24 protein-coding genes, 1 tRNA gene and 1 pseudogene are annotated in these 25,987 nt (G+C 50.0%); 12 read left to right on the forward strand and 14 right to left on the reverse strand.

Annotated elements, in window-relative coordinates:
* Positions 1-133 (reverse strand): annotated as a pseudogene (locus VB741_RS21920) (photosystem II q(b) protein); the annotation flags it as partial.
* A gap of 339 nt (positions 134-472) precedes the next feature.
* On the opposite strand from VB741_RS21920, the gene cofG reads away from it, so the two are divergent.
* Positions 473-1,435: a 7,8-didemethyl-8-hydroxy-5-deazariboflavin synthase subunit CofG gene (gene cofG / locus VB741_RS21925; protein WP_323367345.1), complete on the forward strand. Its 963-nt coding sequence runs from the start codon at positions 473-475 to the stop codon at positions 1,433-1,435.
* An 18-nt stretch (positions 1,436-1,453) separates the two neighbouring features.
* Here the strand turns inward: cofG and VB741_RS21930 are convergent, their stop codons facing one another.
* Positions 1,454-2,674: a type IV pilus twitching motility protein PilT gene (locus tag VB741_RS21930; RefSeq protein WP_323367346.1), complete on the reverse strand. Its 1,221-nt coding sequence runs from the start codon at positions 2,672-2,674 to the stop codon at positions 1,454-1,456.
* A gap of 340 nt (positions 2,675-3,014) precedes the next feature.
* Here VB741_RS21930 and rpsB point away from each other — a divergent pair, with 340 nt between their 5' ends.
* The 4 genes from rpsB (at position 3,015) to recG (ending at position 8,870) form a co-directional block, all read left to right on the forward strand.
* Positions 3,015-3,884, forward strand: coding sequence for a 30S ribosomal protein S2 (gene rpsB / locus VB741_RS21935; protein ID WP_323367347.1), 870 nt, complete (start codon positions 3,015-3,017; stop codon positions 3,882-3,884).
* A gap of 142 nt (positions 3,885-4,026) precedes the next feature.
* Positions 4,027-4,806 (forward strand): translation elongation factor Ts, encoded by a 780-nt coding sequence (gene tsf, locus VB741_RS21940; RefSeq protein WP_323367348.1) that lies wholly within the window; start codon positions 4,027-4,029, stop codon positions 4,804-4,806.
* A gap of 348 nt (positions 4,807-5,154) precedes the next feature.
* Entirely contained in the window at positions 5,155-6,384 is a 1,230-nt protein-coding gene (locus VB741_RS21945) for a hypothetical protein (RefSeq protein WP_323367349.1), read from the forward strand.
* Entirely contained in the window at positions 6,384-8,870 is a 2,487-nt protein-coding gene (gene recG, locus VB741_RS21950; RefSeq protein WP_323367350.1) for an ATP-dependent DNA helicase RecG, read from the forward strand. The genes VB741_RS21945 and recG overlap by 1 nt, the downstream gene beginning before the upstream one ends.
* Before the next feature lie 23 nt (positions 8,871-8,893).
* Here the strand turns inward: recG and VB741_RS21955 are convergent, their stop codons facing one another.
* The gene (locus VB741_RS21955; protein WP_323367351.1) at positions 8,894-9,103 is read right to left on the reverse strand and encodes a DUF1049 domain-containing protein; all 210 of its coding nucleotides are present in this window, start codon (positions 9,101-9,103) and stop codon (positions 8,894-8,896) included.
* Positions 9,104-9,858: 755 nt separating this feature from the next.
* Positions 9,859-10,752 (reverse strand): ABC transporter ATP-binding protein, encoded by an 894-nt coding sequence (locus tag VB741_RS21960; RefSeq protein ID WP_442786426.1) that lies wholly within the window; start codon positions 10,750-10,752, stop codon positions 9,859-9,861.
* 125 nt (positions 10,753-10,877) lie between these two features.
* Between VB741_RS21960 and VB741_RS21965 the strand changes: the two genes are divergently transcribed.
* The 4 genes from VB741_RS21965 to kaiC all read left to right on the forward strand — a co-directional run bounded on the left by VB741_RS21965 (position 10,878) and on the right by kaiC (position 14,376).
* Positions 10,878-10,950, forward strand: a tRNA-Arg gene (locus tag VB741_RS21965).
* 317 nt (positions 10,951-11,267) lie between these two features.
* Positions 11,268-12,110 carry a circadian clock protein KaiA gene (locus VB741_RS21970; protein ID WP_323367353.1) on the forward strand — a complete coding sequence of 281 codons (843 nt, stop codon included), beginning with the start codon at positions 11,268-11,270 and terminating at the stop codon, positions 12,108-12,110.
* 81 nt (positions 12,111-12,191) lie between these two features.
* Positions 12,192-12,494: a circadian clock protein KaiB gene (kaiB, locus tag VB741_RS21975; protein ID WP_323367354.1), complete on the forward strand. Its 303-nt coding sequence runs from the start codon at positions 12,192-12,194 to the stop codon at positions 12,492-12,494.
* Between the two features lie 322 nt (positions 12,495-12,816).
* Complete coding sequence (kaiC, locus tag VB741_RS21980) at positions 12,817-14,376, forward strand: circadian clock protein KaiC (protein ID WP_323367355.1); 1,560 nt, start codon at positions 12,817-12,819, stop codon at positions 14,374-14,376.
* Positions 14,377-14,497: 121 nt separating this feature from the next.
* Here the strand turns inward: kaiC and VB741_RS21985 are convergent, their stop codons facing one another.
* A complete protein-coding gene (locus VB741_RS21985; protein WP_323367356.1) occupies positions 14,498-15,262 on the reverse strand; it encodes a hypothetical protein in 765 nt (254 codons plus the stop codon).
* Between the two features lie 165 nt (positions 15,263-15,427).
* On the opposite strand from VB741_RS21985, the gene VB741_RS21990 reads away from it, so the two are divergent.
* Together VB741_RS21990 and VB741_RS21995 are read left to right on the forward strand one after the other, a co-directional pair.
* On the forward strand, positions 15,428-15,760 hold the full coding sequence (locus tag VB741_RS21990) for a c-type cytochrome (RefSeq protein ID WP_323367357.1): 333 nt from the start codon (positions 15,428-15,430) through the stop codon (positions 15,758-15,760).
* A gap of 35 nt (positions 15,761-15,795) precedes the next feature.
* Positions 15,796-16,716, forward strand: a complete 921-nt coding sequence (locus tag VB741_RS21995; protein WP_323367358.1) for an NAD(+) kinase — start codon at positions 15,796-15,798, stop codon at positions 16,714-16,716.
* Here VB741_RS21995 and VB741_RS22000 read toward each other — a convergent pair whose 3' ends face one another.
* The 9 genes from VB741_RS22000 to VB741_RS22040 form a co-directional block, all read right to left on the reverse strand.
* Complete coding sequence (locus VB741_RS22000; RefSeq protein ID WP_323367359.1) at positions 16,717-17,196, reverse strand: SH3 domain-containing protein; 480 nt, start codon at positions 17,194-17,196, stop codon at positions 16,717-16,719.
* A gap of 426 nt (positions 17,197-17,622) precedes the next feature.
* Positions 17,623-19,137, reverse strand: coding sequence for an AAA family ATPase (locus VB741_RS22005; RefSeq protein ID WP_323367360.1), 1,515 nt, complete (start codon positions 19,135-19,137; stop codon positions 17,623-17,625).
* Between the two features lie 19 nt (positions 19,138-19,156).
* Positions 19,157-19,675 (reverse strand): YceD family protein, encoded by a 519-nt coding sequence (locus tag VB741_RS22010; protein ID WP_323367361.1) that lies wholly within the window; start codon positions 19,673-19,675, stop codon positions 19,157-19,159.
* Positions 19,676-19,797: 122 nt separating this feature from the next.
* Entirely contained in the window at positions 19,798-20,328 is a 531-nt protein-coding gene (locus VB741_RS22015) for a Jag family protein (protein ID WP_323367362.1), read from the reverse strand.
* Between the two features lie 55 nt (positions 20,329-20,383).
* Positions 20,384-21,679 carry a membrane protein insertase YidC gene (yidC, locus tag VB741_RS22020; RefSeq protein WP_323367363.1) on the reverse strand — a complete coding sequence of 432 codons (1,296 nt, stop codon included), beginning with the start codon at positions 21,677-21,679 and terminating at the stop codon, positions 20,384-20,386.
* 188 nt (positions 21,680-21,867) lie between these two features.
* On the reverse strand, positions 21,868-22,257 hold the full coding sequence (locus VB741_RS22025) for a PH domain-containing protein (RefSeq protein ID WP_323367364.1): 390 nt from the start codon (positions 22,255-22,257) through the stop codon (positions 21,868-21,870).
* Positions 22,247-22,627 carry a ribonuclease P protein component gene (gene rnpA / locus VB741_RS22030; RefSeq protein ID WP_323367365.1) on the reverse strand — a complete coding sequence of 127 codons (381 nt, stop codon included), beginning with the start codon at positions 22,625-22,627 and terminating at the stop codon, positions 22,247-22,249. The genes VB741_RS22025 and rnpA overlap by 11 nt, the downstream gene beginning before the upstream one ends.
* 29 nt (positions 22,628-22,656) lie before the next feature.
* Positions 22,657-22,794, reverse strand: a complete 138-nt coding sequence (gene rpmH / locus VB741_RS22035; protein ID WP_323367366.1) for a 50S ribosomal protein L34 — start codon at positions 22,792-22,794, stop codon at positions 22,657-22,659.
* Between the two features lie 100 nt (positions 22,795-22,894).
* A complete protein-coding gene (locus VB741_RS22040; RefSeq protein WP_323367367.1) occupies positions 22,895-23,503 on the reverse strand; it encodes a DUF2808 domain-containing protein in 609 nt (202 codons plus the stop codon).
* Positions 23,504-24,271: 768 nt separating this feature from the next.
* On the opposite strand from VB741_RS22040, the gene pntA reads away from it, so the two are divergent.
* Complete coding sequence (gene pntA / locus VB741_RS22045) at positions 24,272-25,885, forward strand: Re/Si-specific NAD(P)(+) transhydrogenase subunit alpha (protein ID WP_323367368.1); 1,614 nt, start codon at positions 24,272-24,274, stop codon at positions 25,883-25,885.
* Positions 25,886-25,987 lie beyond the last annotated feature (102 nt).

The raw sequence follows: 25,987 nt of genomic DNA on the forward strand, positions 1-25,987 counted from the left end.
TAGCAGCTAGTAGCGTGGGGATCATTAGAACGCCGAACCAACCTACATAAAGGCGGTTCTCAGTGCTAGTGATCCATGCGCAGAACTGATCCCACAGGTTAGCGCTTTCGCGCTGCTGGAGAGTAGTCGTCATGATTTATGAATCCTATGATTATTTTCGAGGTACGTATGAGATAGGCGATTCAATCTACCTATGTGTACATCTTAGAATGAATAACTACTTTTGTAAACATTCTGATGACGAAAGGATTATGTGTTTTGGCGGAGTTAAGTGGAAATGGATGGGCTACGGCCAAGCTAAAAATAGTTCAAAATATTATCAGGCAGGGATTTAAGTTGTTTTTTTGAGGCTGAGAAAATGATCAACGTTAGGGGCTATGGGTAAATAAGAAGCTTCAATGGATGGCTACATCGTTTTGAGTAGTAACTCATTTTTCTTGTAACTTTTAGAAAAGAGGTCAACTCCGTCTTGATGGCCACAATCACCTACAGCCCTGCTTACACGCTTGTCCCTACCTATGAGTGCTTTAACCACTGTAGCTACTGCAACTTTCGCGTTCATCCCGGCGGGGATGAATGGCTAAGTTTAGAACAAGCCCAGTCTCAACTCGCTAGCCTCGAAGCAATTGAGATATTGATTCTCAGTGGTGAGGTGCATCCTCAGAGTCAACGACGCTCGGCTTGGGTCAATCGCATTTATGAGCTTTGTCAGCTAGCGCTGACAGCAGGTTTTTTGACCCATACCAATGCGGGGCCGTTAAGTTTTGAGGAAATGACCCAGCTCAAACAAGTCAATGTGTCCATGGGACTGATGCTGGAGCAGTTGACCCCTGCATTGCTCCACAGCGTCCATCGCCATGCTCCCAGTAAGCGGCCGACCGTCAGGCTGCAGCAATTACATTGGGCAGGACAATTACGGATCCCATTTACAACGGGCTTGCTTTTGGGGATCGGAGAGGCGGCAACGGATTGGGAAGAGACATTGGTGGCGATCGCAACTCTCCATCACCAGTATGGTCACATTCAAGAAGTCATTCTCCAACCCCACCAACCTGGGCAACGCCAGCAGCAACTTGCCCCGGCCTGTGACGACAGCCTATTGCTCAAAGCCGTTGAGCTGGCTCGACGCATCCTGCCCAGCGATATTGCCATCCAGATTCCCCCTAACCTAGTGCACGCCCCTGCTCTGCTCATAGCCTGTTTAGATGCCGGGGCGAGCGATTTAGGGGGTATTGGTCCCCTAGATGAAGTAAACCCCACCTATCCCCATCAGACCTTGGCGGACTTGACGAGCCTATTAGAGGCCCATAACTACACCCTCATTCCCAGACTCCCGATCTATGAGCACTATGACCATTGGCTCCCCCAGTCACTTCAAAAAAAAGTCCAGTTGTGGAGAACACGACTGGACCTACATACGCTTAATGTGTTCTAGGGTTGCATGCCCATGGGGCTAAATGCGCCCACGTAGCATTTGGGCCATCTCATTTTGACGAGGGGACATTTCTAAGGCCGTTTCCTCCGTAATGCGTCCAGACTCATACAGCGTATAAAGGGACTGGTTCATGGTGGCCATCCCATCAAAGGTACATTTTGGCAGTAGAGCTTCTACTTCATCCAGCTGTCCCCGCTGAATGTAATCTTTAATCGCATCGGTGTTGATCATGATTTCATGGAATGCCGCCCGCTTGCCATCGGTTGTCCGGCATAAGCCTTGGGCCACTACCGCGACTAAGGATTCAGCTATGGAGATCCGCACAGCACTCTGCTGTTCCGGTTCATACATACCTAAGATCCGTTCAACCGTCTTCACGGCACTATTCGTATGCAATGTACCAAATACCAGGTGGCCTGTTTGGGCCGCTTTTAGGGCAATGTCAACGGTTTCGCGATCGCGAATCTCACCGATTAAAATGACATCGGGATCTTCCCGCAGGGATGCCTTCAGAGCGTTTTTAAACTCCATGGTATGAATCCCCACTTCCCGCTGCTTAATTAAGGACATACGGCTGCTGTGGACAAACTCCACCGGGTCTTCAATGGTAATGATATTCTTCGGCATGTCTGTATTGATGTAGTCAATCATCGCCGCTAGCGATGTGGACTTACCAGACCCCGTTGGCCCTGTCACCAGAACCAAGCCCTTGTGATAGTGACAAATATCCTTTAAGACCACCGGTAAATTTAGCTGGTCAATCGTTAGGATTTTCACCGGAATCAAACGCATGACCATGGATGGCCCACGCAGAGCATTGAAGATATTGATCCGTACCCGTGTAAAGTCAAAATGTGCAGCCCCATCAAAATCCATCGATTGCTTAAAGGATTGGATTTGATCAGGTTTAAGCACTTCAGCTAGCCAGCCATAAAAAGTCGCCTCATCGGTTACGGGATAATCCGTCGTTTCAATTTCCCCTCGATTCCGAAAGCGCGGCACTTCGGCAACACCTAGGTGAACATCGGAAAATCCCTTATCAAAGGCTTCACGCACAATGCGCTCTAAGGTCAGCCCACCGCCAACCCTAACCCCACCTGCAGACTTGGGCATAGGTGGTGGCGCAGCAGGACGGGAGCCACCGGCCCTACCCATGCCCGGTGGCGGTGGTGGAGCCGTCCGCTGGGGCGGCGGCGGCGGAGCAGACGGCATTGAAGAGGGGCGTTGTGAATCAGTCATAAAGCACCAAAAGCCTTCAGTTAACGACGGACAACATCTAAAAAATCTAAATTATAGATAAAGACGCCTGTGCCTCTGTCACTACTACACTCCAGAAGACTGTCACAGTACAGATACACTTACCCATCATCCACAGACTACCCAAATTTTCAAGGGTAGCGAGCAAATGGTTTAGGTCAGTGAAGCTTAAACGCGTCTTGTGCTACCCTAGTTTAGCTTTGAATAATTCACACACTTGGGTATTTCGGGTGTTTTAGCAATTTTATACGGACTTTAGTCCTCGTAATTTTTTGCTGAGATACACACCAGGTGGAGGTTTAACCCGGAAGGAGAACATTAAATGCCTGTTGTAACATTGGCTCAATTGCTTGAGTCGGGGGTTCACTTTGGTCATCAGACCCGTCGTTGGAACCCCAAGATGGATCAATATATTTTCACCGCCCGTAATGGTGTTCACATTATTGATCTCGTTCAGACCGCTCAGCTCCTCGACAACGCCTATAACTTTGTGCGTAGTTCAGCTGAAAAAGGTCAAAAGTTTTTGTTTGTTGGCACTAAGCGCCAAGCGGCTGGCATCGTTGCAGAAGAGGCGAGCCGTTGTGGTTCTTACTACATCAACCAACGCTGGTTGGGGGGAATGCTAACCAACTGGGCCACCATCAAAACCCGTGTAGACCGACTCAAGGAGCTAGAGCGGATGCAGGAAACGGGAGCCTTAGCCTTGCGCCCCAAAAAGGAAGCTGCCGTTTTACGCCGCGAACTTGAGAAACTGCAAAAATACTTGGGTGGCATTAAACTTATGCGACGTCTGCCAGATGTTGTCATCATGGTGGACATTAAGCGGGAATACAACGCGGTACAGGAATGTCAAAAGCTTGGCATTCCCATAGTTTCTTTGTTAGATACCAACTGTGACCCAGATGTAGTGGATATTCCTATCCCTGGCAATGATGACGCTATTCGCTCCATCAAGCTGATCCTAGGTAGCTTGGCCAACGCTATCTACGAAGGATCCAACGGCCAATCCCTTCACGGTAATGGTGATGGAGACGACATATATGCCGACTATCCGGGTGCCGAAGACGATTATGATTATGATGAGGCGGCTGTACCTGCTGCTGATTTAGAATCTGCCGTAGAAGAAGTGCCCGCAGCGTTTGAAGATGTACCTGCAGAAGCAGCGGCTGATCCTGGGCCAGACGAAGACTAAGGCGCTGATCAGCTTTTTGAATTTATGTACTAACAGCTGATTCCGGCATAGGTGTCAGCTGTCAGTATTGCTGACAAGGATTTTGAACGCTAGTACAAGCATTTTTTGTGTAGCAATTACAACGTAAGTCTAGGAGGAGATAATGGCAGGCATTTCTGCAAAACAGGTAAAGGAGCTGCGCGATGCTACTGGCGCGGGCATGATGGATTGCAAGAAGGCCCTTCAGGAAACAGAAGGTGACCTACAGAAGGCGACGGAATGGCTACGGCAAAAAGGCATCACCTCAGCTGCCAAAAAGGAAGGTCGCATCGCTGCCGAAGGTCTAGTGGAAAGCTATATCCACACAGGTGGTCGCGTTGGTGTACTGGTAGAAATCAACTGCGAAACGGACTTTGTTGCTCGTCGCGAGGAATTTAAGACATTAGCCCGTGATATTGCCATGCAAATCGCTGCTTGCCCCAATGTCGAGGTGGTTAGAACCAGCGAAATCTCTGAAGAGTCCATTGCTCGCGAACGGGAAATTGAAATGGGGCGAGAAGATTTAGCCAGCAAACCCGAGAATATTCGTGCCAAAATCGTGGACGGACGTATTGAAAAGGGCTTGAAAGAAAAATCTTTAATGGATCAGCCTTTTATCAAGGATCAGAACATCACCATTGAGGAGCTGATTAAACAGTCGGTATCTACATTGGGAGAAAATATTCAAGTTCGTCGGTTCGCCCGATTTACCATGGGTGAGGGGCTGGAGAAGAAAGAGGACAACTTTGCCGAAGAAGTGGCCGCTCAAGCAGGGATAAAAATAGAGGAAAAGACCCCAGAAGTAACAGCCCCTGAAGCTGAAAAGGAAGAGGTTAAAGTGGCCAAGAACTCAGAAAAACCACCTGCTAAAGCTGAAAAGAAAAAAGGGAAAAAGAAAAAGTAGGGCTCATGATCAAATGGTGATTTAACTTTTTGTGTCAAGCAAGCAAGGTAGGACCTCAATCGGGCCTGCCTTGCTTTTTGAGGTGCTGCTGCTCCTCGTGACTGTTCCGCGGTATGATTTCACCCCTAGGTGTTTCTATCAGAGTGGTTCATCCTCTAAGTCAGTCACTGTTTCTTCAACTGAGAACTGAGACGCTAGACAATCTTTCTCAGGAATTGGGCTATAACGAGCACGAACTAGGCAGATACCTGCATGATCAGGACATTTGTTGTAGGGCCTATACTAGGATCGGCAGCGCTGGTTTTAGCGTTATTTCCCATGTCATTTTTCCGTTAAAAATTTCTGCGAATGGTTAACGCAAGTGGTCATATTGAACAGCAGCTTTCCAAGCTTAAAACCCAAACTGCTGATATTGCCACTGAGCTTGAGACCTTAGTTGATCACTATCTGCAAGTTTTAAGCCAGGCTAGTAAGCGTCAGTTAGTGTTGGCGGCTTATCACGTGTGCACCCAGATTTATCCGGATCGGTTTTTAGCTCTGAGCTTGTCTCAGCGGGATAAGCTGCAACAGCGGCTCAGGGACCTGGGTAACCGGATTCAATCACAGCTGAATGACCAATGGGCCACCGCTAAGCACCTTAGTCTCAAACCCGCTGAAGAAGATGGGTTGGCGGTCATTCGACAGTTATTTCTGGAAGCGGCTTCAGTTAGGGCGCAATCTAGTACGCAACCTGAGCCAGCAGTGACCCACGCTCAAGACATTGCTCCCAGCAGTACTTCAGATCATGCGGACATGGAGGCCGCCCCGGAGCAGCCCGATCCTCGCCCTGGGGAGTCGCCTATGGAACAACGCTCCCAAGAAAACCTGTTCGCTGAAATCCAAACCCTCATGGGTCGTGAGCATTTGGACAAGGCAGAATCCGACGACGAGATCATTGGCCCAATGCAACCGGCTCAGGTGATGCGGCGGCAAATTTTAATTGAAAAGGCCATCCGAGACGTGCTGAAGGCTGTTTCAGAAAAAGCAAACGACATTTTGCAAAAGGCTGATGTCATGCCAGAAGTCCCAAAAATGCTCTTAAGTGCGGCCTCAGGAGCAGAGCGTCTGGGGCATATGCCCATGAAAACGCCTAATTTGGTCAGATTGGCGATCAAGGTTATCCATGAACCAGAAAAGGATGGCTTTGACGACAATGATGAGCAACCTGATGCTGAGGATGAAACCCAGTCGGGCGAATGGCCGGATGAAGCTGAGGTGGCTGCCGCTATTATCGCTAGGGAAGGTGCATTTGACGAGAAGGAGGAGGACGATGACGAGGACGCGAAAGAGTCAGACAATTTTCCGTTAGGGTCCATGCCACGTTTTTTGCAATTGGAGTCCTTGCCAGATTTTGTCATGATCCAGCTGCGGCTGTCTGAAATTGAGTTTGCAGAGGCTAATGTTGCGGTTTGGCGTAGCCGTATTCGCAAAAAAATGGGCCACCTCAAACAGGTTGGCTATGCCTATAAGGATGCGGAACGACAGCTTGAGATCACCCAAGCCGAAGATGCCTGGAGAGCAAGCTGGACTAACGACTAATGGTCGATCTGCCCGACTGGCTCCGTCTGCAAAAAGCCCTGAGCGTTGAAGCTGAAACTGGGTTTAATGACCTGCAGGGCCATCAAAGGCGATTTAGTGAGTTTTTACGGGACAGTTTACGCACGGCCCCCAGCCAACTCCCCGCCATCGATCAAGAACGGTGGTGCGTCCTCTCAGCAGACTTTGATAAGTACAGCGCCCTGAGTTTTGCCCAGCGGCAGCATCTTGTGGCTGAAACAAGGCGGTTTTTACAGCAAAGCCGTCAAATGTTAGATAAACCTAGCCCAAAAGCGGCTGAATCATCGACCAGTGTTTTTTCAAAAACCGGCCAGCGCACACGTACCACATCCCTCACGGCTAAGGTTCCTACCCTACCCCGATCCGGGCATCCTCTCGATCAGCCCCTGACTTACCTGCAAGGGATGGGGCCCAAGAACAGTGAGCGGCTGGCCAAGTTAGGCTTGTACACCGTGCGAGATGTTCTGTACTACTATCCTCGCGATCACCTGGACTATGCCCGCCAGGTGAAAATCCGAGATCTGAAGGCCGGGGACACGGTGACTGTGGTGGCCACCGTGCGGCGATGTAACTGCTTTAACAGTCCCCGTAACGCTAAGCTAACGATTTTTGAGCTGGGTCTCTACGACGGTACTGGGAATCTGAAGATAAGTCGGTTTTTTGCTGGGGAGCGCTTTCGTAACCGGGGATGGCAGGAGCGGCAAAAACGTCTTTACCCAGTGGGTTGTACCTTGGCGGCGTCGGGGCTAGTTAAAAAGGGTAAATACGGTATTACCCTGGATGAGCCGGACTTGGAAGTGTTGGGGGATGACCAAGAACCAATCGATTCCACCACCGTGGGTCGGGTCGTACCGATTTATCCCCTGACAGAGGGAGTGCCTGCTCCCCTCGTGCGTCAGGCTGTGGTGGCGGCGTTACCGGCTGCTGTCGAAATCCGCGATCCGTTGCCTACGGTTTTGCGGGAAGAATACGGGTTGATTCAGTTACCGGTGGCCATTGCCCAGATCCACTTTCCCCCGGATGGTGACACCCTAGCCCTGGCCCGCCGTCGTCTGGTGTTCGATGAGTTTTTCTATTTGCAGCTGGGCTTGCTGTCTCGTCGTAAACAGCAGCAAGCCATCACCCAGGCCCATATGGCCCCGACGGGGGAGCTGATTGATCAGTTTTATGATGTCCTGCCGTTTAAGCTGACGGGGGCCCAGGCTCGAGTGGTGCAGGAAATTTTACGGGATTTGCAGCGGTCCACGCCAATGAACCGCCTGGTGCAGGGGGATGTGGGTTCCGGGAAAACCGTCGTGGCTGTGGTGGCAATGTTGGCGGCCATTCAGGCGGGATATCAGGCCGCCCTGATGGCCCCTACCGAAGTGCTGGCGGAGCAGCATTACCGCAAGTTAGTGGAATGGTTTAATTTGCTGCATTTACCGGTGGAGTTACTGACGGGCTCCACCAAAACGGCGAAGCGTCGGCAAATCCATTCCGAGCTGGAAACCGGAGAGCTGTCTATCTTGGTGGGTACCCATGCCTTGATTGAAGACCCGGTCAAGTTTAGCCGTTTGGGCCTGGTGGCCATCGATGAACAACATCGGTTTGGTGTCGCCCAGCGGGCAAAGCTTCAGCAAAAGGGCGATAATCCCCACGTCCTGACTTTGACGGCCACCCCCATCCCTCGTACCCTGGCCCTAACGCTCCATGGTGATCTAGATGTGAGCCAAATCGATGAGCTGCCACCGGGGCGAAAACCTATTCAAACAACTTTATTGGCGGGGCGCGATCGCAACCATGCCTACGACCTGATCCGCCGAGAAATTGCCCAGGGTCGTCAAATTTACATTGTGCTGCCCCTGGTGGATGAATCGGAAAAATTAGACTTGCGTTCCGCCATTGAAGAACATCAGCGCCTCAGCGATGTGGTTTTTCCGGAGTTCCAGGTGGGGCTACTCCATGGCCGCATGAGCTCCGCCGATAAGGATGCCGCCATTACGGCCTTCCGCGATCGCCAAACCCAAATTTTGGTTTCTACCACCGTCGTTGAGGTGGGGGTGGACGTTCCCAATGCCAGTGTCATGCTGATTGAGCATGCTGAGCGCTTTGGCCTTTCCCAGCTGCATCAGCTCAGGGGACGAGTGGGACGCGGTGCGGACCAGTCCTATTGCCTATTGATGAGTAGTGGCAAAAGCGAAACGGCCCTGCAGCGACTGCGGGTGCTAGAACAATCCCAGGATGGCTTTTTTATTGCTGAGATGGATCTGCGTTTTCGGGGTCCAGGCCAGGTGCTAGGCACCCGCCAATCAGGTCTACCGGATTTTGCCCTGGCCAGCTTGGTGAACGATCAAGCGGTGTTAGAACTGGCCCGCAAGGCGGCTGAGCAACTGATTCAGCAAGATCCGAGCTTGGAACTGTGGCCACTGATTAAGAAAGAGTTAACCCGTCGCTACGAGAAAATGATGGGCGGAGCCATTTTTACTTAGGCTGTTTACTGGGGCCGTGCCCCCTAGGAACGTCTTCCTGGGAAAAGGGTTAGTAGACTGGCTGTGCCCACCATTCCGGCGGCTAGGCCAAACCCTAACCACAGCCCAAAGGGCAATGCAACGGAGCGAAAGGCCAGAAACTGTAGCGAGATGGGGGCTGCGTTTTGGACTGAGAGGATGGAGATCGCAACCACCAAAATTGCTGGAATTACCACAAGCAGAAATTTAGTCATACTTTCAGTGGTCACCTATGTTGTGACCTGACGTTGGTAACTATAGACGCAAAGCGATAGTACAAACCTGCGGAACAAACCTATCGTAGCCAAGTTAACATTTCCAAGCTGGCAATTTAAAGTAACTCAGCCCCCACCCGAAGGCAGAGGCTGAGTTACTTTTAGGTTTTAGATATAGAGGGAGTCCGTATAGGATGTCAGCCAACCACCTGAATCAGGATAATCGGCTCATAGTCGGGTTTCTGTATAACTTGTTCGTATGAACTTTACCTAAATTAACTCGATAGTTTTGTAACGTCCATAAATACAATGTGAGCATATTTGAAGAAATGTTAAAACCAGGTTGTCCCTCAGTACTTTTTCGGACCTAACAGCCTGTATTGATTGATTTGGCTTGCCTTTAAACCAACCCATTGACCATTCAACCTTTAAAGCCGAGGGGCTTCAACACTAGTGTTGAAGCCCCTCGGCTTTAAAGAATTCTGTATATGGCAATTGCTATAAGCCGCTCTGCATATAGAGTTAGGTTTAAGCTGCAAACGCAGTAGTCATAAAGTGTTCTTTCGAACTAAACCAAGACTACCCCAGGTTCTTAGTCAACACCCATCAACTTTGTGTGAACTTAAGTAACCATACATAGAAGAAAACCTTAAGATCCTTTAAGCATAGGGATTGAGTTTTTTTATGTCTGGGTAGAAATCTATCCCCATGATTAGCCAATAGCGATGCATGGTGAACGGAGCATGGTGAGCGGGTCATGATGAACGGGTCACTTCTAGGTAAATATGCTCCAAGGTCACGGGACTGCGGGCAATGGAATCCAGGGGAATGCCATCAAATCGATGGAGTAGCTCCTTTAGTTCTAGGCGCTCAGGAATCCAAAAGGCCAGCTGCGTGTCGTAGCGACGCATGGTAAATCCATGGGCAGCAGCCCTAGAGATCGCAGCCTCTTCCTCGGTGGTTTGCAGGGTGACCACCTCTTGTGCCGGAATGCGGGTGCGTAGCTCATTTAAGCTGCCCTGGGCCAGTAGGTGGCCTTGCTTCAGAAAGCCGATGCGATCGCACAGCCGCTCTGCCTCGTCCAACAGGTGGGTGGTCAACAAAATCGTTACCCCTTGCTGTTGCAGCTGTCGAATAAAATTCCACACCCCATAGCGGGCTTCAATATCTAGCCCTGTGGTGGGTTCATCAAGCACCACCAGCTTGGGCTGATGCACCATCGCCACCGCCAGACTCAGACGACGTTGCATGCCACCACTCAAGGCACCCACTACCGTATTGATCCGATCTTCAAGATTGACGGCCTGGAGGCAGGTCAGGATGCGTTGCGATCGCAACGGCCTAGATAGCCCATAAATCTTCGCAAAAAAGGAGAGGTTCTCCCCACAGGTCAAACTCTGATACAGCAGATTCTGCTGGGGCATAATCCCTAGGTGACGCTTGGTCTTTTCCGAGGCTGATTCTCCCGCGATTAACACTTGGCCCGTATCGGGTTGCAGCAAGCCACTTAGCAAATTAATAGTGGTCGTTTTACCCGCCCCATTCGGCCCCAATAAACCGTAGACCTCGCCTGGAACCAGCCCCAGGGTTAGATCCGTGAGGGCCTGATGTGGGCCAAATTTTTTTGATAGATTTTGAATATCCAGCACGCAGACCGAACTCGGCACAACTCCATGAGCCTATGGCATCAGCACTGTAACGTAAAGTCAAAGACAGATCCCTGCACAAGTGCTACTATTAACCATGGTCCCTGGCTAGCTTAAGTCAGATTCCAGGGCATGTAGCTCAGTGGATAGAGCATCAGATTCCGGTTCTGAGGGTCGGGGGTTCGAATCCCTCCATGCTCGTTTTAGTCTGACCACCCCAGGTATTGGCACCGCAGGTTTTCTCACCCAACTCCCGGTACTAATAGCCTAATCCCCAGGAAGCAATACACAGATAAAAAATACTTAAGTTTCAAAAAGCGAACCTCTTACCTTATATCCTTAGGGAGCAAGGGCGCTAAGAAAATCTTAAAATATCAATCGAGTTTCTGGATCTCGACACCCATAATTATTCGAGCGCTGATCTACATAAAAACCCGATATCCTGCATATCGATAACAGCACACCATTTAGATTATTCAATAAATACAATTAAACATTGCGTCATATCTATCTAAGTCTTGGCTGCACGTTTCCTAGTCGGAATTTATACGGCTCAAGCCTCCATGGCTGAGTCTCTCAAAAAAACGCTGGCCCACAGCCCATTTGCCATTAGTTGGAGCAAAACACAAACGGAGTTTGTGCAGTGGACTATCAGCAATCGTCATCGGATTGATTGTTTGGTAGTGCAACCGGCTCACAATGGAACTGACCTTTTGCACGAGTTTTGGGCGCGGGATATTTTGCTGCCCATTCTAATCGTCTCAGACCAAGAGTCAGTATTTCCCGATGCCAGCTACCATAGTGCTGTTATTCAGATTACTCCAGACGAAATAAATTCCATTGAGAGTAAGGTTCGGGAAGCCATTAATCAGTTCCTGCAGTTGCCAGCAAACAAAAATTCCTTGACCGATCATGAAGATGATACAAAGGATAATCGTCTCTTCTTATTGAGCCTGCAGCAACAGCGATTAACCGAAAAACTCCACGAGCGTCTTGGGTATTTGGGCGTGTACTACAAGCGAAATTCACAGAATTTTATCCGCAACATGAGCTTGGAAGAGCGTCATGAGTTTATTGACCAGCTACGTCAAGACTATCGACAGATTATTTTGAGCTACTTTTCATCAGATGATAAAAGTCTGAATCAACGCATTGATGATTACGTTAACCTCGCATTTTTTGCCGATGTATCTATTTCAAAGGTGGTCGAAATTCACATGGAGCTAATGGATAATTTTTCCAAACAGCTCAACATGGAAGGTCGGAGCGAAGAAATTTTGCTGGACTATCGCCTTACTCTGATCGATGTGTTAGCTCATTTATGTGAGATGTATCGCCGGTCCATCCCCCGTGAAATTTAACGTCACCCATACCCATGCATTGCCCAATCATACCTGTGGACCTTTATCCTCCGCATTCGCCACAATTTCGGGAGCCTTCTAATGGCCTATAAAAAAACCTACATTCTAAAACTCTACGTTGCCGGAAATACCCCCAACTCCACCCGAGCACTCAAGATGCTCAATACGATTCTGGAGGAAGAATTTCAAGGGGTTTATGCCCTCAAGGTGATTGACGTCCTGAAAAATCCACAACTGGCCGAAGAAGATAAAATTTTGGCCACACCGACTCTGGCAAAAATTTTACCGCCCCCCGTCCGTAAAATCATTGGCGACCTATCTGATCGTGAGCGGGTACTGATTGGATTAGACTTGCTCTATGATGAGCTGAGGGAAGACGACTAGCGATGGCAGGACTGTCTAAGCAGCAGCCCTGAAAGCGACTATTTAGAATAAACGCACTAGTCACCCATACGATCTAGAGTGTACTCAACGCCTTTAGACGTCACCTCTACAGTGGTTAGTCCTGATTGTGGCGGCGTTTCCAGTATCATCTAGACCCATAACCTATGCAAACTAGCGGGTGCTGACAGGTTGGGTCGGTATTTGAGCTACATACTGGCAAGAATTAGCCCCAACGCTTGCCCTAGATAACTTAACCTGTTGAAATATTAAGTAATGCTCTTTTCTCCGACCGTATTTTTTTAACAGGCCAATTTACGAAACCATGACTCAGTCTTTTCAAGGTGAGCCCCCCTCGACTAGTAGTTCCCTATCGGGCGTCAAGAAAATTCGTACCATGATGGAAGGGTTTGACGACATCAGTCATGGTGGTCTCCCCGCTGGCCGCTCTACACTCGTCAGTGGGACCTCAGGCACTGGTAAAACCCTGATTGCTGTGCAGTTCCTATACAATGGCATCACCGATTTTGATGAGCCTGGGGTATTTATTACCTTTGAAGAATCTCCGGCTGACATCATTCAAAATGCCTGCAGTTTTGGGTGGGACTTACAGAAACTGATTGATGATGGCAAGCTATTTATCCTGGACGCGTCTCCCGATCCCGAGGGGCAGGAGATCGTCGGTAATTTTGACCTGTCGGCTTTGATCGAGCGCATTCAGTATGCCATTCGTAAATACAAAGCGCGGCGGGTATCGATTGATTCGGTAACGGCTGTTTTCCAGCAATACGATGCGGCTGGAGTAGTCCGTCGTGAAATTTTTCGATTGGTGGCCCGTCTCAAGCAAATGGGTGTGACCACCCTCATGTCCACGGAGCGGGTGGAAGAATATGGCCCGGTTGCGCGGTTTGGTGTAGAAGAATTTGTTTCAGATAATGTGGTGATCGTGCGCAATGTGCTCGAAGGCGAACGCCGCCGTCGCACTATTGAAATTTTAAAGCTGCGGGGTACCACCCATATGAAAGGGGAATACCCGTTTACCATTACCCATAATGGCATCAATATATTCCCGCTGGGAGCCATGCGACTTACCCAACGTTCCTCCAATGTGCGTGTTTCCTCCGGTGTGGAGACCTTAGATAAAATGTGTGGCGGCGGGTTCTTTAAGGATTCGATTATTTTAGCGACGGGCGCGACGGGCACAGGGAAAACACTGTTTGTCAGTAAGTTTATTGAAAATGGTTGCCAGGCTAAGGAACGCGCTATTTTATTTGCCTATGAGGAATCGCGGGCACAGCTGTCGCGAAATGCCTATTCTTGGGGAATTGACTTTGAGGAGTTGGAGCAGGCGGGGCTCCTCAAAATTATCTGCGCCTATCCTGAGTCAGCGGGTCTGGAGGATCATTTGCAGATTATTAAATCTGAAATCGCTGAGTTTAAACCCTCTCGGATCGCGATTGATTCTTTGTCGGCTCTTGATCGCGGTGTTAGCAATAACTCCTTTCGTCAGTTTGTCATTGGGGTAACTGGCTATGCCAAACAGGAGGAAATCACGGGTTTCTTTACCAATACCACGGAGCAATTTATGGGCTCCCACTCGATTACAGATTCCCATATTTCCACCATCACAGACACTATCTTGATGTTGCAGTATGTGGAAATTCGAGGTGAGATGTCGCGGGCATTGAACGTATTTAAGATGCGGGGATCAATGCATGATAAGGCCATTCGGGAGTATACGATCAGTGCCAATGGTCCTGAAATTAAGGATTCCTTCCGTAACTTAGAGCAGATCTTCAGCGGCTCCCCCAGACGGGTCTCTGTTGATGAGAAAAGTGAGCTATCACGCATCATCAAAGGTGTACAACCGAGCGATTCAGAATAAGTTGCTTGGTATGCTGTCCATAGGTTTTGCTATTTTTTATTATCTATAACTCTTAGGCATCACCTATGGTAAAAAAAACCTGGGCGCAAAGCTATTAATGGAGATGTGCAGGGATGTGCCGTTAGGATTGAGCGCCGGTGATCACTAGCTGCTGATCGATCACTTCGATGTTTTCTAGGGTTAGACCTTGCTGGGTGAGGATGGCATTGAGACGCTGTTCTATTTCACTGGTCGATAAGCCCATTTCCTCGGCTACATTCGCCATGGGTAAGGTAAATTGCCCTAGCTTTAAACTGAGATCCTGCTTCAAATTAATTTTGCCGTCCTGCACCTGAGGTCGCGCCACGATGCCCATGTAAATATCACGATTGGCTAACATGGGTGCCACACTTGTGAGTTGGTCCAGCCCCGTTTGCACATCGGCGGGTAGGCTTTCGCGGGGTAGTTCGGATAGGTTGAGGACGGCTCCTGTTTCGATGCGATCGCCTTCGAGGATTGTGTGCATGGATGATCCATCGGGCAAGAGCTGAGCAATACCCGGCTGACTGGAAAGTGTACCATTGACCAGTTGATTCAGTTGGGCCTCGTCCAGGGTGAGACGAACTTGGCCATTTTCACGGGTAACTCTGGATAGTTGTTGCTCGATTGACAGGGGTTGAGATAGGGCACTGGAGTCTGTCGATGGATTCGTTTGTGCTCCATCAGTACCCTGGGCTGATGGGTCGCTAAAGTCTGGGGTCTTTGTTGCCGCATCAGCGGGGTTTGTATCTCGGTTTGGGTTTTCCCTACTAGCATTGTTAGTCACGCTATACCAACCGTAGGCGAAGCTGCCGCCCACTATTGCTGACACCATGACCAGGCAGAGGAGTAATGCTGTTTTTTTCATGGCGTTGTGCTCATAAAGGACCCTGCCCTCAAATCTTTCACAGTTTAGCGTTGACATCAGCCTAGGAAACCTCTTTTACGGTCTGTTCGGCGATGGGGGATGGTCCTGATGCTGTAAGCCAGTAATATGGGAAGCACATTGCCCATGCCATACATCATCTTCACTATGCTAAAACGTCTGCTGGTTTGCTGTTTGGTGGTCAGCGTCTGGCTCAGTACATCTGCCGTAGCCTGGGCAGAGCCTGCTCCCCAACTGTTTGATGTGAACTGTGCTGGGTGCCATCCCAATGGCGCTAATATTATCCGTCGTGGCAAAAATCTGAAGCAAAAGGCGTTGAGTCGTCATGGCTATACGTCAGTGGATGCGATCGCAACACTCATCACCAACGGCAAAGGCCTCATGAGCCCCTATGACGATCGGCTCAGTGAAGACGACATCATCAACTTAGCCAATTACGTATTGGAACAGGCGGCGAACAACTGGCAACCGGCAAAGTAATTTACTATTGCAAAAAGCCATTCCCTATCCTCACTGTGCAGCTTAACCAAGTCATTATTGTTCACAAAGCAGGCAACCTCCAAAGCAAAAGCTGGGCCGAAAACTGTGCCCGAAAACTAGAGAAACGCGGTGTCAATGTACTGCTTGGCCCCAGTGGAGCCAGAGATAACCCCTATCCCGTTTTCTTAGCTTCTGCCAGTCAGCCCATCGATTTGGCATTGGTGTTAGGGGGGGACGGGACAGCCTTGGCGGCAGCCCGCCATTTAGCCCCTGAAAAGATTCCCATCTTGGCGGTTAACATCGGCGGGCACCTAGGATTTCTCACCGAGTCATCGGATGAGATTGATGATTTTGATACCATCATCGACCGACTCCTAAATGATCGTTATGCGGTGCAACAGCGCATGATGCTGCAGGCCTCTCTCCACGAAGGGAACCGCAGTAACCGGGAACCCCTGAGCGAAGTGTACTGGGCCTTAAATGAAATGTGTGTCAAACCGGCCTCCCCCGACCGCATGATCACCTCAATTTTAGAAATGGAAATTGATGGGGAGGTGGTAGACCAGTACCAGGGAGATGGTTTGCTGATCAGTACGCCCACCGGCACCACCGGCTATACGGTGGCCGCCAATGGGCCCATTGTTCATCCTGGGATGGATGCCATTGTGGTCACTCCTATTTGTCCCTTAAGTTTATCCAGTCGCCCAGTGGTGTTACCGGCGGGTAGTGTGGTCAGCGTCTGGCCCTTAGCAGACCCTGCTATGACCACGAAACTATGGATAGATGGGGTGTTAGCCACCTCAATTTGGCCCGGTCAGCGGGTGGATATTTTTATGGCAGAGCATATGGCTAAGTTTGTGTTGCTTCGCCAAAACCAGTCCTATTATCAAACGCTACGTAACAAGCTATTGTGGGCCGGAGCAAGAATCAATTACACCAACAACCACCGAAACTAACTACTGGAGCCGCTCCGTATTACCTTTACCCCTGACCCAGCCCTCTAGGCCATCAACGCGTATTTTTAACCACCGTTCGCCAGATTCTTCCAACACATCAACGGTTTCGTCATAGTCAACACCACCGACGGAATCATATTCATTCCCGGGGCCAGACCGGACTAGTAAACCAGAGCCATAGGTAACTTTCACCTGATACAGCACATTGGCATCGTCTACTGTGCTAGCTTCAGGAGCCTCATCTTCAGAGGGTTTTTCTGGGGCTGGGGTACTAGCCGCATCAGTACTAGCGACCTGGGGCTTGGCTGGCGAGTCATTATCGTAAACGGGGCGTTCTGGTAGGCTCGATAGCTGGGTTAAGAAATAACGGGCTGTGGCAGCCCCGGCTAGGGAGATGACCAATAGGGAAATCGCCACCCCTATCACCAACTTGGTCAGTCCAAGCAAGAAGTCTGATGGGTTAAAACGCTTTGCTGCCATAGCTGCTATAGAAAATAGGGATAGTCAAGGATTGCCCTACGTTTATACCTCATTTTCTGCAAAAAGATATCCGACATACAGCCAAGTAACTAGCAGGGGGCAACCTAAAATCCGGTATTTTCGAACCCCTTCATGACCGCATCAATAAATTGTGCCCCTAGTTTCACAGAGAGCAGGCCGCAAGATATCACTACAAATAATATTAGTCCTAACTGTAATTTTGTAATGTCCTGCCAGGCTCTAATGTCTGAATAGAGTAAGGGCAGCAACATTAGAAAACTACCTACTGCCGCCCCAGCAAAAAATCTCATGTATGGGCTAAGTACCTTGGTTTTGTCACTAGATGCCATATGTCTGGACACTCCAAATTGGCTGATGTACTCACCATAAGTCTACAGTCGATCAAATCCCATTCCAGATCAAGGCCTAACCTTCTAGATCTTTCATGCGATCGCTAAGCATAGACTGCCGCGATGCCATGCGGGCTTTCCCAGATGCTGCCCATGCCAATAGGGCATCCACCTGATCTTTGGCCGTTCGAGCCAGGGGTACTAGCTGACTTGCCGCCTCTAAAATGTCATCCACCGTAAAATCTCGATTTTGGCTAAAGCCAATGTGCATCGCTTCAATCAGAGTCTGCTCAATTTCAGCCCCCGAGAAATCCGGCGTCTCATAGGCTAGACGACTGGTGTCATAGCTTTTGACATTGTGGGGCCGCAGGCGACTCAGATGCACATTGAAAATGGCATCCCGCTCAGCCTGACTGGGTAAACTCACAAAGAAAATTTCATCAAACCGGCCACGTCTGACCAGTTCTGGCGGCAGCGACCCAATATTATTGGCCGTGGCCACCACAAAAACGGATGAGGTTTTCTCTGATAGCCAGGTAATAAATGTGCCAAAAACCCGGCTAGTCGTGCCCGAGTCCCCCCGTCCTTCAAACCCAGCAAATGCTTTATCAATCTCATCGATCCACAGCACACAGGGCGCTAGGGCCTCCGCCAGCTGAATCATCTGCCGCGTCCGGGCCTCCGACTCCCCCACCAGACCGGCAAAGAGACGACCCACATCTAGCCGCAGCAACGGCAGCTGCCAATGGTGGGCAATGGCCTTAGCCGTTAAGGACTTCCCCGTCCCCTGAATCCCCACTAGCATCAGCCCTCGAGGATGGGGCAACCCGTACTGTCGAGCCCTTTCAGAAAATGAGCTACCCCGCTTCATCAGCCAGTCTTTCAAGTTATCCAACCCGCCAATATCAGAGATTTTTTGGGTTGCCGGATAGAAATCCAAAATTTGGGTCTGACGGATCGTTTGCCGTTTTTCTTCTAGAATCAGGTCAATATCATCTAGGCTAAAAGCTCCATTGGTGGCAATACCCCGTGCCAATACTCGGCGGATACGCTCCATGGACAGTCCCTGGCAAGACTGCACTAGGGCGTCCATGGCTTTCGGCTCTGGTAGGCTACCCATGGCTCCCAGTAATGCCTCAATTGCTTGCCGAATCTCACCTACCGTGGGTAAAGGAAACTCCAAGACTGTTAGCAATTCGCTCAGTTCATCGGGAATTGTGAGTTGGGATGATAGGACAATGATGTTTTTCGGCTGAGACTTGAGTAGTCGAGCTAGGTTACGCAGCTTGCGCGAAACAGAAATGTCATCCAAGAAACGATGAAAGTCCCGCAGGATGAAGACAGTAGGAGCTGCAGCCGGCAGTTTTTCGACAAATTCCAGCGCCTGTAGCGGATTTCGACGGCCCGCCCCCGCATCTGTGGGGTTGCCTTGGTAACCATCCACAAAGTCCCAAGTATAAACAGTCCGATTTCCGGTTTTAGCCGCCACTGACGCAATCGACTCCTCGGCCCGTTCTTCTTCGCGGGTAGGGATATAAATTAACGGGTACCGCGCCCGCAGCAGTAGTCCTAACTCCTGATCAAATGCCATAGAAAACCCATTGAAACCGCTAATCGGACAGCTGCTGTTTGAGGGCAGATAGGGCGGACCAGCGCTGATCTGTAGCTGTGTTAGCGTCCTCTTCACTCGCCAGGGGATGACTAATTCCCTTACAGGCTGGGTCACATATCTGCCGCTGAGGAATGGCTAAACATAGTTGCTCATAGAGCCACTGACCGGGTTCAAAATGTCCCTGGGGTGGCAGTGTTTCAATCAACTCGTCCAACCCCACTTCCACTTCTTCGCCATGGGCTTCTGGCTGAGGCTCTTGCAACCAAATAAACTCCGATGTGTCCACCTGTATGCGGGTATTGTAATTTTTTAAACAGCGGTGGCAGCTAAGGGTAGCAATGGTTTCGGCCTGGGCAGCCACATCTAAAAAAGTACCGCGATGCTGAATCTGAATGCGGCCTTTCACCGGTGTGAGCGTCTCCAACTCACTCAGGTAATCATTGACCTCAATGATCCGCGTCTTGCCCGGATCTTTAACTAAATGGGGAATGTATATTCGCTGTATGGGCCGCTGCATAATCGACTCCAAGGGCCAAGAGGAAAAAATTGAACGGGGCACAATGCTCCAATACCATCAACTCATTTCCTGAGGACATGTCTTACCTATGGGATTCAGACATGGGACTCAGATATGGGCACCTAGGCATCGGAGTGATCCGAGGCATCGGAAGATTCATCACTTCCCAACGGACGAACCACTAACCGACGATCGGGTTCTCGGCCACGGCTAAAGGTTTCTAAGCCACCGTGGGCTTTCAACAAGGTATGTAACTGCCGCCGTTCTGCTGAGGATAAGTCGGCCACTTCATGTTCTCCACCGCTAGCTAAGGCGGCGGCGGCGGCGTTTGCTGCAATTGCCTTTAGTTCATCTTGGCGCTTTTGCCTGTAGCCCTGCAGTTCAATGGTGTAAGACTGCTGTTCTGTTGGCTCTTTGCCAATGTTTAGAACGGTATTGGCCAAATACTGGATGGCATCTAAAACGCGACCTTGTTCACCCAGTAGGGCATCAATTTGCTCCTGGGTTAGGGAGTCGTCCTCAATGGTCAGCCAAAAACTGCTATCTCCCAGCTCATCGGCTACGTGCTCACCGATGACAGTGGTCTGAAGCCCTTGATGGCCTAGCAGTTGTGATAGCCATTCAATACCACCCTGATCTTGCTGCTCGCCCATAAATTCTCTATACCTGTTTCAGCGCTGCTCATGCCAACCACAAGTTTACCGTTCCCTAACTGTTAGAGACCTTTTTTGGGGACCCGCCGCCAGATTTCTTATTACCTTTCGAACGGTTAGTCCCAGACTTATTTTCAGTTGACTTATTGCTCTTAGCTGACTCTTTAGCTGTAGATTTGCTGGCGGTATTATTTTTTTTGTCCCCATCTTTGCCGGTCGCTTTCTTGGAACCAGGCTCAAATGCTAGGGCACCTCGATCAGCACTCGCTGCTTTTGCTTCCTGCTCATCTACCAAAGCCTGGATATTTGCAGGTAACGGCTCTTTGGAAAGAATAAAAGACTGGGCTGTCTGAAAAACGTTGGCTAAAACCATGTATAGCAGCACACCGGCAGGCAGTGGGAAGAACAAAAACATCCCTGAAAACAATACAGGGGTGAGTTTTGTAATCGTTTCCTGTTGGGGATTATCGCTGGAAGACTGGCCTGACAAAAGCTGGTTGACATAGAGGCTGATGCCGAAGAACAGGACCATGCCGAGGATATCCCAGTGAATTTCCCCTTCATCGCCAAGGGCACCAATGCGCCCCAGTTCTTTGATGAATAGAAATCCTTTGGTTGCGGCTAAGCCGGGAACCTTGGCTTGAACGGTTACATCACCAGGGGCAAGGGCGGTAATCTGACCGTTCTGATCGATTTGGATTAGCTCTTGACCTTTGGTAATTTCCCACTGGGGAATAAATATCGATGGATCTTCAGCATACTTCTCAGCTAGCTGGGCGATGGACTCACCCTCGGGTGTTTGCAGGCGGACTAAAGCGGTATCGCCCACGGTAATCCGATTGCCACCAGGCAAAACGGGGGCTAGGGGGAAATGCTGGCCATCAGCAATGTATAGACTGGATAGTTTGGCTGAAAACGCTTGGGGTTGGACTTGCTCGATGACGTCTTGGGGAAGAATTTGCAGGTTAACCGGGTAGGTAATGTCGGAAAACGGCGACCCCCGCAGGGTGGCAAAGAGGGCAAAGAGTATGGGCATTTGCAGCACCACGGGGAAGCAGCCTGCTAAGGGGTTGCCAAACTCTTTGTAAACCCCGCTCATTTCTTCCTGTAGTTTGGCCGGGTCATCCTTATGGCGATCTTGGATTTCCTTGACTTTCTTTTGCATGAGGGGCTGGGTGATCTTCATGCGACGCATATTGCGAATCGACCCGGCATTGAGCGGGTAGAGGGCAAAGCGGATAAGAAGAGTCAAGGCCACAATGGCTAAACCATAACTAGGCACAATCCCATAGAAAAAATCTAGGATTGGCAACATTATGTTGTTGGTCAGAAATCCAATACCGAAATCCATGCGCGCTTACCGAGCAAATTGCATACCGAACTCTAATGTATCTGAATATTGCAGACCTTAGGGTGATTCAAGATAAAAAGGACCAGTTATTAACCCAGGTAAAGAACTGGGCTGGCGGTGTTCTACCTTTTAGATGACGGTTATTCCCCCTTGGAAGTGGCCGGAATCAAGTCAGGCATCTCTGACCCTTAAATTTTCACCTGACTGGCTGCTTGGGCTTTGGGTGAAATGTGCTCCATAATTTTGTCATGGAGTTCACGGAAGTTGGGTAATGCCCTGAGTTCAAGACGGCTGCCATCTTTTAACTGTACGGCCATATCTCCCCACAGTCCTAACCCACGGGGGACAACAGCTACACGGGTCACTTCTGAGTAGATCAGATCGGTCCGATTGCGTCCCATCCATCCACCGGTGACAGAAATGCGACGGCTGGTGATGCGGTAGCGAACCCAGATGGCCCGAATAATGGCTCCAATGGTGATGGGAATAAATACCACCGTGATGGCTAGTACACAGTGAAATATCAGATCCCCGATGTGGGGTCCGCCTTCGTAGTAAACATCTTCTTTAATTGCCATCCAGCACCTCCAGCGCAGTTAATAGACTTTCTAATTCTCGCAAAAAATCGTAATATTTGCAGTCTATTGCTGTTGTTCGCACATTGATCACGACCCACCAAGCTCCGGTGGCTCTGGGAAGTAAGGTGCTAAGGGCTGCGTGAATCTGACGTTTGAGGCGATTGCGCACCACTGCGCGCTTGTGTACCTTGCGGCTAATGGAGACGCCAAAACAAATACCCGATGACAGATCCTTCGGAGACCTGTCATCGGGTACTGGATTTTTTAGGGCTTTGATGGCTAAGTACTGACTACCTAAGCGCCGACCCTGGTGGTAAACCTTAGAGAATGAGCGCGGAGACCGCAGCCGATGTTGACTTGGTAGTGCCACGGATGCGATCGCAACTCAACTAACTATGATTAGACCGCTAGGCGTTCACGGCCCTTCTTGCGGCGAGCTTGAATGACTCGACGGCCATTCACAGTTCGCATACGGACACGAAAGCCAGAAACGCGCTTCCGCTTACGAGATGTACCGCCCAGGGTGCGCTTAGTCATGGCGATTGCTCCTAAATCTGCTCAAACGAAAAATTACTATTTGCGCCCATCGACGCGGTTTCTGATCGTAACATGCCCTAGGCCATGGCGGTAATAGAATTTATTCGGGTATTTCGTAGGCCACCAGCATTTCCCAGGTGCCAATGTAGTTAGGCAGCTCTTGCCCCCGTTCAACCACCTGTAAATTGGTCCGCACGACTAGGCCCCGATTAGGATTACGCACCTTACCAAATTCAATGGTGAAGGAACGATCCGCTGGGATGTCCTCAGCCAAAAAGATTTCAATCTTATCCAGCTCATCCGACAGATCATTAGCGCCACTAAAAACCCGATCGTCCCAGCGTACTTCATCCACAGCTATGGGCTCACCCTCACTATCTATGCGGCCGTAGCGCACGGAAATTTCATCTAAATTGATGCTGCCACGGTACTCGGTGAACGTCTCAGGAATCGTCACAATCAGAGTAGAGGCTGCCGCCTGCAGCTTATCGCTGCCCACTTCCAGCTCGTAACGAGCGCGGGTATTGCGACGAGTATTATTTCGCAGGTTATAAGTCAGGCGATACTCAGCATCAACACCACCAAAAATAGTGAGACCGTCAGTGTTGTAGCTATCCTGAGCCAGGGTAGGCACACTCAAACTGGTAATAGCAGCAGACGACAGCATTAGGCCAACTAAACCCCACTGCATTATTTTTTTAGGTGTCATGACTTACTCCTAGCGCTCGAAACTAAAAAGACTTGGGACTCGTTTAGAACTATCACAGGGACCGGGTAGCGATTCAATCGTCGGGGGACGGTTTTTACAATTGACCCCACCGATGATGATTGACTGATGCCAACTGCCTGAATAGGTGACTGGAGGAACCATAAACGTAAAGCTTGAGGGCGATCGCAGACCTCTATGGCAATCGTTTACAGTACGCAACTTTTCTCAAGAGTAGCATATATAACATTTTATCAAGCGGTGAACCAACCCCACCCCCTTTACCTTGTCAACGGTTATTTAGACCATTGTCAATGCTAGATTTTCTGATCGAAAGGTAAATCTTCCTAAAGCAAGCTGCACTTTTCAATAGTTAAATCGTCAGAATAAAAAGTACGTTCTCTAAAGGATTTATTGTCAGAATTACGAATGAATGTTACAGACAGTTCAGGTTTCTTCTGATGAAGCATAAGCCTTTGCTCATATGGCTTTCTGCCATCAGTCAAGGGCTGTAGAATCGCCGATTAAGTCCATTAATTGCATCCAGTCATAGGTCCTCAAAACCTAGTGGAATAGAACTTTATACCCAGTTTAATAGATGAATCTAGCTCTGTTAAGCCATGGGATTAACGGTTCGTGTTTCAGTTGCGAAAAACTACTAAATCTAACCACTAAATCTAAAGTTATTCCTGTTGGATTGAGATCAATTGTGATCCCGCTTCCATAGTGTTTTTAACAATCGTTAGCCCAGCTAGTTAAAAAGGATTTACCATGACCATCGCTCTCGATAAAGGTGCCGTTGACCAACAGTCATCGCCACCTAGTCGCCCAAAACGCGTCGGGATACCGAAAGAGATTGCACCGGGTGAATGCCGTGTTGCCGCCACTCCCAAAACTGTTAAAAAACTCCAATCCCTGGGCTTCGAAGTTTTGATTGAGCAAGGGGCTGGTGAACGGGCCGAGTTCTCAGACCAGGCCTACCGCGAAGCGGACTGCCAGGTGGTCGGTAATGCCAGGGAACTATGGGACCAGGCAGACATCGTGCTCAAGGTGGAGCCCCCTGCCCATCACCCAGACTTTAACTGCGATGAAACTGCGCTGGGTCATGACGGCCAAACCCTCATCAGCTTTCTCTGGCCTGCTCAAAATGCTGACTTGGTCCAGCAGCTAGCGGCAAAGCAGATGACGGCCCTGGCCATGGACTCGGTTCCCCGGATCAGCCGTGCCCAGAAAATGGACGCCCTCAGCTCCATGGCTAACGTGGCCGGATACCGCGCCGTGATTGAAGCTGCTAATAACTTTGGGCGCTTCTTCACCGGACAGATTACTGCTGCCGGTAAAGTGCCCCCAGCCAAAGTTCTGGTGATCGGTGCTGGTGTTGCCGGTTTAGCTGCCATTGGTGCGGCCAAAAGCTTGGGAGCTATTGTCCGTGCCTTTGACACCCGGCCCGTGGTGAAAGAGCAAGTCGAAAGCATGGGTGCCCAGTTTTTAGAGCTGGAATTTGAAGAGGACGGCTCTGGTTCCGGTGGTTATGCCAAAACGATGAGTAAGGAATTCATCGCGGCAGAGATGGCCCTGTTTGCGGAGCAGGCCAAAGAAGTGGACATTATTATTACCACGGCGCTGATCCCCGGCAAACGAGCGCCCCTACTGGTGACCAAAGACACCGTAGAACTCATGAAGCCCGGTTCCGTAGTGGTGGACATGGCCGCTGCCCAGGGGGGCAACTGTGAAGTCTGCCGACCTGGCGAAGTCTATCGCCACCATGGTGTGACAATTGTCGGTCTGACCGACTTGGCTAGCCGGATGGCCGGGCAGTCTAGCCAGCTTTATGGCATGAACCTCTACCACCTACTCAACGACATGGGTGGTTCCGAAGGGTACAGCGTGAACTTCGATGATGAAGTGGTGCGGGGGGCTTTAGTCAGTCATGAGGGTCAGGTAACCTGGCCGGCGCCTATGCCTGAAAAACCGGCACCGGCAAAAGTTGAGTCGACTCCAGCAACAACCGATGCGGCTGCGGCTGGTGCACCTAAAATTTCACTGCCCTGGAAGTGGATTGGTGTAGCCTTTGCGGCCATTGCCCTGATTGGGGTTGGTATCGGTGCGCCGTCTTCCTTCCTTTCCCACTTCACCGTGTTTATCCTGGCCTGTTTTGTGGGCTGGCAGGTGATTTGGAATGTTTCCCCATCACTGCATACTCCCTTGATGAGTGTGACCAATGCCATTAGCGGCATCATCATTATTGGCGGCATGCTACAGATTTCTGGGCAAGCGATGTCACCTACGGTGATTTTGGGTGCTGTTGCCATCTTTATCGGCACGATCAACATTGCCGGCGGGTTCTTGGTGACCCAGCGGATGTTGAAGATGTTTCGGAAGTAACCCTCATCCCCTGGCTCCTTCTCCCTAGGGAGAAGGGGGATAGGAAAATCCCCATCCCTTGGCCCCTCATCCTAAATCCCTCTTCCCAGAGAGAGGGACTTT

This window comes from Leptothoe sp. PORK10 BA2 (genome assembly GCF_034932105.1).
Taxonomy (GTDB): domain Bacteria; phylum Cyanobacteriota; class Cyanobacteriia; order Phormidesmidales; family Phormidesmidaceae; genus Leptothoe.